The organism is Lentzea sp. (assembly GCF_035525475.1).
In the GTDB taxonomy this organism is placed as follows: domain Bacteria; phylum Actinomycetota; class Actinomycetes; order Mycobacteriales; family Pseudonocardiaceae; genus Lentzea.
The window spans coordinates 25,692-33,613 of record NZ_DATLEC010000242.1 but is presented as its reverse complement, the minus strand read 5'-3'; the positions used below and the strand labels follow the sequence as shown (position 1 = coordinate 33,613).

Here is a 7,922-nt window from a genome sequence, read left to right as displayed (position 1 = left end):
CGTGGGCGGCACGTTCACCGACGCCGTGGCGTCCGACGGAGCCGGGCGGATCGTGTCGGCCAAGACGCCGACGACCCCGCCGAACCGCGAAGTCGGTGTCATGAGGGCGATCGAGGACCTCGCGGCCGAGCTCGGCATCGACGTCGGCGAGCTGCTGGCGCAGACCGACTACATCGCCCACGGCACGACCGCGTCGATCAACGCCCTCGTCCAGGGCGAGGTGGCCGACGTCGGTCTCATCGCCACCAAGGGCCACCGCGACGCCATCTACATCATGAACGCCGAGGGCCGCACGCTCGGCCGCTCGGCGCACGAGATTCAGGACACCCTGCGGCAGCGCAAACCGGCGCCGCTGATCCCGAAGTACCGGGCGCTCGAGGTGACGGAGCGGATCGACTACGCCGGCGACGTGCTGGTGCCGCTGGACGAGGACGAGGTCCGGCGAGTCGCGCAGTTCCTCGTGGACCAAGGTGTCGAGGCGATCGCCGTGTGCCTGTTGTGGTCGTTCAAGAACCCCGCCCACGAGCAACGCGTCCGCGAGCTGGTCCACGAGATCGCGCCGCACCTGTACGTCACGCTCTCCTGCGAGGTGAGCCCGCGCATCCGCGAGTTCGCCCGCACCTCCACCACGATCATGAACGCCCAGGTGGGCCCGCGGCTGCGCACCTACCTGCTGCCGTTGCGGAAGCAGCTGGAGGAGGGCGGGCTCAAGGGACCGCTGCTGGTCATGCAGAGCGAAGGCGGCACGATCACCGCCGACCGGGCTCCCGAGCACGCCATCACGACGATCGGCTCGGTCCTGTCCGGCGGTGTCATCGGCGGGATGCGACTGGCCGGACAGCTGGGGCACCGCGATGTCATCACCACCGACGTCGGTGGCACGACGTTCCTCGCCGGGCTGATCGTCGACGGCGAACCGGTCATGGCGCCCGGTTCCATCGTGAACCAGTTCCCGATCAACGCGGCGACGATCCGCGTGCACACCATCGGTTCCGGTGGCGGGGCTCTCGCGTCGGTGGACGCGGGCGGCAACCTCCGCCTCGGCCCGCGGAGCGCCGAGGCCGTGCCGGGACCGGCCTGCTACGGCAACGGCGGCACGCGGCCCACCAACACCGACGCCAACCTGGTGCTGGGCATCCTCAGCGAACGCGGGCTGCTCGGCGGCCGCAAGCCGTTGCGGATGGACCTGGCGCGCGAGGCGATCCGCGAGCACGTGGCCGAACCGCTCGGGCTCACCGTCGAGGAGGCCGCGATCGCCATCCACGAGGTGCAGAACGCCCAGGCGGGCGACCTGCTTCGCCGCGCGGTCGTGCAGGCCGGGTACGACCCGCGGGACTTCGTCGTCTACGCCTTCGGTGGCGCGGGACCGGCGCACTGCGCGGGCTACTGCCAGGACCTGGGTGTGCGGGAAGTCGTCGTGCCGCTGGGTCCTGTCGCGTCGGCCTTCTCCGCGTACGGGCTGGCCGCGTCGGACGTCGCGCTGAGCGCGGAGCTGTCGGACCCGTCGTCGTTCCCCGTCGACCACGCGGTGCTGGAGTCGCACTACGACCGGCTCGAAGCCGACCTGCGGCGCGCGCTCGACCGGCAGAAGGTGGAGTTCCACGACGTGAAGCTGTACCGCGAGGTCGACCTGCGGTACTCCATGCAGGTCACGGAGCTCGCGACGGCGGTGCCGGACACGAGGTTCACCGAGCGCACCGGTGACGAGATCCTCGAACGGTTCGAGCAGCAGTACGAGCGCATCAACGGCAGCGGCGCCGGGTACCGCGAGGCCGGGGTGCAGGCGATCACCTACCGCGTGCGGGCCAAGGCGGGCCTCGGTTTCCCCGTCGCGCTGCCGGAGGTCGAGCAGGCCGCAAGTGCCGACCCGTCACCGGCTTTGGCGGGGGAGAGGCGCGTCTGCCTCGACTCGCGGCGCGGGTTCGTGACGACCCCCGTCTACGACTACGCTCGGCTGCGCGCGGGCCACGTGCTGGAAGGACCGGCGATCGTCGAGGTCCCGGCCACGGTCGTCGTGGTCCCGGACGGTGTCACCGGTCGCGTCGACCACCTCGGCAACCTCGTGCTGCGCTACCAGGGAGGACAGCCCTCATGACATCGAGAATCCCGGGCGCGGACGAGTTCACCAGCCGGCCCCTGTCCCGCGAGGAGCTGCTGCGGCAGATCTCCCCGGCGCTGCGGCTGCACCAGGCCGGGGACGAGCAGGTCGACGCGCTGACCTACGAGGTCGTGCGGCACCGGCTCTGGGCGATCACCCAGGAGATGGGGGAGACGCTGCGGCGGATGTCGGGCTCGCACGTCGTCACCGAGTCCAACGACTTCAACTTCTCCATCTGCGACGAGCTCGGCGAACAGGTCCAGGTCGGCACCTACAACATCGGCCTCATCGGGTCGATGGACCTCGCCATCACCTGGACGTTGCGCCACCGCGCCGACAACCCCGGCATCGCCGAGGGCGACATGTTCCTGTGCAACGACCCGTGGATCGGCGGCGGCCTGCACCAGAACGACGCCGCGATCCTCGCGCCGATCTTCCACGACGGCGAGCTGTTCGGCTGGACCACGGCGATCGCCCACCAGGTCGACCTCGGCGGGCCGCGCCCCGGTTCGTTCAGCCCGTCGGCGCAGGACGTCTTCGGCGAGGCCGTTCCGACGCCGCCGTTGAAGGTCGTCCGCGGTGGCGTGCTGCAACGCGACGTCGCCGACGCCTGGGTGCGGCGGTCGCGGCTGCCGCACCTGGTGGGGCTCGACCTGCGCGCCAAGGTCGCCGCCAACAAGAACGCGATCGACCAGGTCCTGCGGCTCGTCGCCAAGTACGGCGCCGGCACCGTCAAGGCCGTGATGCGCCGGATGATGGACGACGCAGAGCACCGGTTGCGGGCCAAGCTCGGGAACCTGCCGGACGGGACGTGGACCGCGGTCGGGTACCAGGAGCAGTCGGGCACCGGCGACCGGAACCTGCACGCGATCAAGGTCGCGATGACCAAGGAGGGCGACCGGCTGGTCTTCGACTTCCGCGGCACCGCCGGGCAGACCGGCATCATCAACTGCCCGTACCCCGGGCTGCGGGCGGGCATCGTCTTCACCGTGCTGCCGCTGCTCGCGGGCGACATCCCGTGGGCGGCCGGCGGGCTGATGCGGTGCTTCGAGATCATCACCGACGAGGACACCATCACCAACGCGTCGTTCCCCGCCGCGGTGGGCAAGGGGCCGTTCGGACCGGCGTGGGGAGCGGGCAACCTCGTCGCCGAGGTGCTCGCGAAGATGCTCGACGCCGAACCCGCGCACCGCGCCGACGTCCAGTCGATCTGCAACGGCACCACGGACCTCTGCGTCGTGTCCGGTGTGGACGTTCGCGGTGGGGCGGGAAAGCGGTTCGTGTCGCCCATCTTCGACGTCATGGCCGGTGGCTACGGCGCCCAGGTCCACCACGACGGCGTCGACACCGGCGGCCGGCTGATCATCCCGTCCGCGCGGGCACCCGACGTCGAGATGACCGAGTACCTGTACCCGCTGGTCGCGTTGTGGCGCCGCGAGCAGATCGACTCCGGCGGGCCGGGCAGGCAGCGGGGCGGGATGAGCGGCTCGGTCTGCTACGTGCAGCACCCCGACCAAAGTGGACGGATGTCGCTCGTCGTCTCCGGCAACGGCAAGGCGGCGAACCAGAACGTCGGCCTGGCGGGCGGCCATCCCGGCAACTCCCAGCTCGACCTCGTGGTGCGCGGCATCGACCTGCCGCGGCTCGCGGGGGCGAAGTCGATCCCCGCCGGCCTCGGCGAGCTGGGCGGCCGGGTCGAGGTGCTGCCCTGCGAGGGCGAGTCGGACCTCGGTCCCGGCGACGCGCTGTACCTGCACTGGCAGGCGGGCGGCGGCTACGGCGACCCGTTGCTGCGCCAGGCGGACAGCGTCGTCGAGGACGTGCGGCAGGCCCGCGTGTCGGCCGAGGCCGCACGGGACGTCTACGGCGTCGTGCTCGCGGAGGACGGTGAGGTGGACGCGACCGCCACCGGCGACGCACGCGCGGCACTCCGGCATCGGCGCGCGACCGGCGCGGGACTGACCGGCCCGGGACTCCAGGTGGTCAGCCCGGTGGACCTGACCGCGGCACGCCGCCTCGACGACAACCTCGCCGTGCTGGACTCGACGGTCGTGTGCGTCCACTGCGGCACGAAGATCGGTCCCTTGGAGGGCGGTGCGTTCGTCACCGGGCTGGCGCGGCGTGAGACGGCGCCGGCCGAAGCGGGACCGCACATCTGGCACGACCCGTCGGAGTACGTCGACGAGGAGATCGTGTTCCGCCAGCTGCTGTGCCCCGGCTGCCTGACCGCGGTCAGCTCACGGGTGGTCCCGGTCAGCCACCCGCTGCCGCACGACGACTACCGGAGTGCGCCGTGAGGTGGTCGGCCAGGCCGAGGGGGCTCGCGGGCGACAGAGGAGCGTCGCCCTCGGTCCCGAAGGACTGGAGCAGGTAGTCCAGGAGACGGCGGGACAGATCGCGGGCGTGCTCCGGCGGGGCGTTGCGCAGACCGGCGTTGGCCATCATGAGCATGACCAGGTCGCTGACCGCGAAGTCCCGCCGGAGCCTGCCGCTGTCCTGCGCGCGGCGGACCAGCGTGTCGAACGCCGACTCGGCGACCACGCGCTGCTGCCAGTGGGCGCTCCCGGTGGCGAACGACGCGAGGAACGCCTCGGTGAAGCCGCGGTCCTCGATCTGCTCGGCGCACATGAACTCGAGCAGCCGCCGGAACCCGTTCCACGGATCGGGGTCGGCGACGGCCTTCCGCAGCAGAGCCTCGCAGTGCGCCCGCTGTTCGGCGAACACCTCGGCCACCAGGGCCTCCCGGCTCGGGAACCGCCGGAACAACGTCGCCACGCCGACCCCGGCGCGCCGGGCGATCGTGCTCATCGGGACGTCGATGCCGCGCGTGCGGAAGAGGTCGCGGGCCGCCTCGACGATGCGGGTCCGGTTGCGCGCGGCGTCGGCGCGAAGGTCGGTCGGTTCGGCCATCTCTCCAGTGAACCCGACGTGGAAAAGAATCTCCAGTGGACGAAGTGAGTCGCTCGCGCGGGCGTTGATCTCACTTCCGGGCAAGCGGACTCCGTTTTCCAGTTACCGGGCTACGTTGGTGGTGAAGATCGGTTTCCACCAATTCCGAGGAGATTCCCCGTGGCTGAAACGCGCCCGGTTCCGCCTTTTGCGGACGTTCCGCTGCCCATGCGACGGGTGGGAATGGAGCCGGTGCCGGAGTTGCTCGCGCTGCGGGACCACGAGGGCATCGCGCGGATTCCCTGGCTGTTCGGGGAGTCCGCGTGGCTGGTGGCCCGGCACGCCGACGTCAAGGCCGTGCTGGCCGACACGACCCGGTTCAGCAACGCCATGTCGCCGCTGGCCGGCGGCGAGTCCACGGCGGGCAACCTGCTGGCCACCGACCCGCCGGACCACCACCGCCTGCGCCGGATGCTCACCGGTCAGTTCACCCACCGCCGGATGCGGCTCCTCGCCCCGCGCGTCGAGCGGATCGTCGAGGACCACCTCGGCGCGATGGAGCGGAAGGGCGCGCCGTCCGACCTCGTCGCCGACTTCGCGCTGCCCGTGCCGTCGCTGGTGATCTGCGAGCTGCTCGGGGTGCCGTGGGAGGAACGGGGCGAGTTCCAGGAGCGCAGCGCCCGCAACATGGACCTGTCGCGACCCGCGCACGAACGCGATGCCGCCATGGCCGAGCTGCACCGGTACCTGACCGGGCTCGTGGTGCGCACCAGGGAGAAGCCCGGTGAGGACCTGCTCGGGATGCTGGTGCGCGAGCACGGCGACGAGCTGACCACCGCCGAGCTGGCCGGGATGGCGTTGCTGCTGCTCGTCGCCGGGCACGAGACCACCGCCAACATGCTCGCCCTGGGCACGCTCGCGCTCCTGCGCCACCCCGATCAGCTCGCCGCGGTCCGCGACGACCCGGCCGCCGTGGAGCCGGCGGTCGAGGAGCTCATGCGATGGCTCTCGGTCGTCCACACCGGTGTGCAGCGCACCGCCACGACCGACGTGGAGATCGCCGGTGTCACCGTCCGCGCCGGTGACACCGTGGTGGTCACCCTGCCCGGCGCCAACCGCGACCCCGGGTTCATCGCCGACCCCGGCACGCTCGACATCCGCCGCGGCGAGGCCGGGCACCTCGGGTTCGGTCACGGCGTGCACCACTGCCTCGGCGCACCGCTGGCCCGGCTCGAGATGCGCGTCGCGTTCCCCGCGTTGTTCCGGCGTTTTCCCGCCCTTTCGCTCGCGGTTCCGGACGACGAGGTCGAGTTCCGCGTTTTCAATTCCGTTTACGGGGTGACCGCACTTCCCGTCACCTGGTGACCCATTTTGGAGAAAGCTCGATGAAGATTCTGATGTTCGGACGCGGCACGATCGCGGCGCTCTACGGCTGGGCGTTCGAGAAGGCGGGTCACGAGGTCGACTTCTACGTCCGGCCCGGCAGGGCCGCCCAGTTCGGCCCCGAGATCTCCCTGGAGATCAGGGACGGCAGGAAGAAGGGCGCGGCGGTGGCCGAACGGTGGCCGGTCACCCTGCGGGAGGAGCTCGACGCCGGGCACGACTACGACCTGATCCTGCTGAGCGTCAACCCCGGCCAGCTGGACGCCGCGGTCGAGTTCCTCGGCACCCGCGTCGGCGGCGCCACCGTGCTGATGTTCGGCAACATGTTCGAGGACCCCGCGGCCGTGGTCTCCGCGCTGCCGGCCGACCAGGTCGTCTGGGGATTCCCCGGCGGCGGCGGGGGATTCACCGGGTCCAGGCTCGCCGGTGGTGTCATGAAGGCCGTCTTCCTCGGGTTCTGCGACAGCTCGAACCGCGGCGCGAGGTACCGGGCGGTGCGCGGTCTGTTCCAGGACGCGGGGTTCTCGGTGACGCAGGCGCCCGACTTCCGCAGCTGGCTGTGGTTCCACTACATCCTGGACGCCGGGCTCCTGGCGAAGGTGCTGTCGGCCGGTGGCCTGGCCGGCTTCCTGGGGTCGCGGGCCGCCATCGGCGAGTCCGTCCTGCTCGTCCGGGAGATGGTCCCGTTGCTGGAGGCCAAGGGCGGGACCCCGCGCATCGGCGCCAAGCTGATGTCGCGCGTGCCCGTGGGGCTGCTGAGCTTCGTCCTGCAGAAGGCTCTCGGTGGCGACAACATGGCCGCGTTCCTGTTCGAACAGCTGGAACGCACCGGCCAGATGAGCCGTGAGCTCGCCGGTCTCTACGCCAGGGACGTGCTGGCGGAGGCGCGGCGGCTCGGGGTGCGGCTGCCCCGGCTCGAGGCGCTGGAGCCCGCGTTCGCCTGAGTCAGGCTTCCCTGGCGTGGGCTTGCAGGAGTCCGTCGACGCCGCGCAGGAACGTCTCGCAGACCAGGTCCGGGTCGTAGAGGCAGCCGGCGGCCATGGCGCCGTCGCGCAGCATCACGAAGTGGCGGGCGGCGGGCTCGGCGGGTCCTTCCCCGACCCGGTTCATCAGGTCCGTGACGACTTCCAGGAACCACTGCCGGTGGGAGAGAACGGCCCTGTGCACGGGATGCGCGGGGTCGGGGTACTCCGCGACGGCGTTGAGGAAGGCGCAGCCGCGGAAGTCCTCGCCGCGGATGCCCTGGGCGATCGACCTGCCGACGGCCAGGAGGGTGTCGGCCGCGGGAAGATCGGCGGTGTGGCCGACCAGGCCGCGGATGGTGTCGTCCGCCTCGGCCAGGTAGGCGAGGACCAGGTCCTCCTTGCCGGGGAAGTGCCGGTAGAGGGTCGCACGCGTCACCTGCGCCTCGGCGACGATGCGGTCGATGCCGACGGCGTGGATCCCCTCGGAGTAGAAGAGCCTGGCCGCCGTGCCGAGCAGGCGGGACCGCGCCTCGGACGGCCGCCCCTGGGAGTCGCTGCGCTGCATGGTGCCCACGCTAGCAGAGAGA

Annotated in this window: 6 protein-coding genes; 4 read left to right on the top strand and 2 right to left on the bottom strand. The window is 71.4% G+C overall.

The genetic code is table 11. The annotated features are described in order from the left end of the window. Nucleotide 1 precedes the first annotated feature (1 nt). Together VM306_RS36440 and VM306_RS36435 are read left to right on the top strand one after the other, a co-directional pair. Entirely contained in the window at nucleotides 2-2,095 is a 2,094-nt protein-coding gene (locus VM306_RS36440) for a hydantoinase/oxoprolinase family protein (RefSeq protein ID WP_325523173.1), read from the top strand. Beyond that, on the top strand, nucleotides 2,092-4,395 hold the full coding sequence (locus VM306_RS36435) for a hydantoinase B/oxoprolinase family protein (RefSeq protein ID WP_325523171.1): 2,304 nt from the start codon (nucleotides 2,092-2,094) through the stop codon (nucleotides 4,393-4,395). Before VM306_RS36440 ends, VM306_RS36435 begins: the two co-directional genes overlap by 4 nt. Here the strand turns inward: VM306_RS36435 and VM306_RS36430 are convergent. After that, nucleotides 4,352-5,008: a helix-turn-helix domain-containing protein gene (locus tag VM306_RS36430; RefSeq protein ID WP_325523169.1), complete on the bottom strand. Its 657-nt coding sequence runs from the start codon at nucleotides 5,006-5,008 to the stop codon at nucleotides 4,352-4,354. The two genes, VM306_RS36435 and VM306_RS36430, sit on opposite strands and share 44 nt — an antisense overlap. A 159-nt stretch (nucleotides 5,009-5,167) precedes the next feature. Here VM306_RS36430 and VM306_RS36425 point away from each other — a divergent pair, with 159 nt between their 5' ends. Continuing rightward, nucleotides 5,168-6,352, top strand: a complete 1,185-nt coding sequence (locus VM306_RS36425; protein WP_325523166.1) for a cytochrome P450 — start codon at nucleotides 5,168-5,170, stop codon at nucleotides 6,350-6,352. A 20-nt stretch (nucleotides 6,353-6,372) separates the two neighbouring features. After that, a complete protein-coding gene (locus VM306_RS36420) occupies nucleotides 6,373-7,314 on the top strand; it encodes a ketopantoate reductase family protein (RefSeq protein ID WP_325523164.1) in 942 nt (313 codons plus the stop codon). A gap of 1 nt (nucleotide 7,315) precedes the next feature. On the opposite strand, the gene VM306_RS36415 is transcribed toward VM306_RS36420, so the two are convergent. Beyond that, nucleotides 7,316-7,900: a TetR/AcrR family transcriptional regulator gene (locus VM306_RS36415; protein ID WP_325523162.1), complete on the bottom strand. Its 585-nt coding sequence runs from the start codon at nucleotides 7,898-7,900 to the stop codon at nucleotides 7,316-7,318. Nucleotides 7,901-7,922 lie beyond the last annotated feature (22 nt).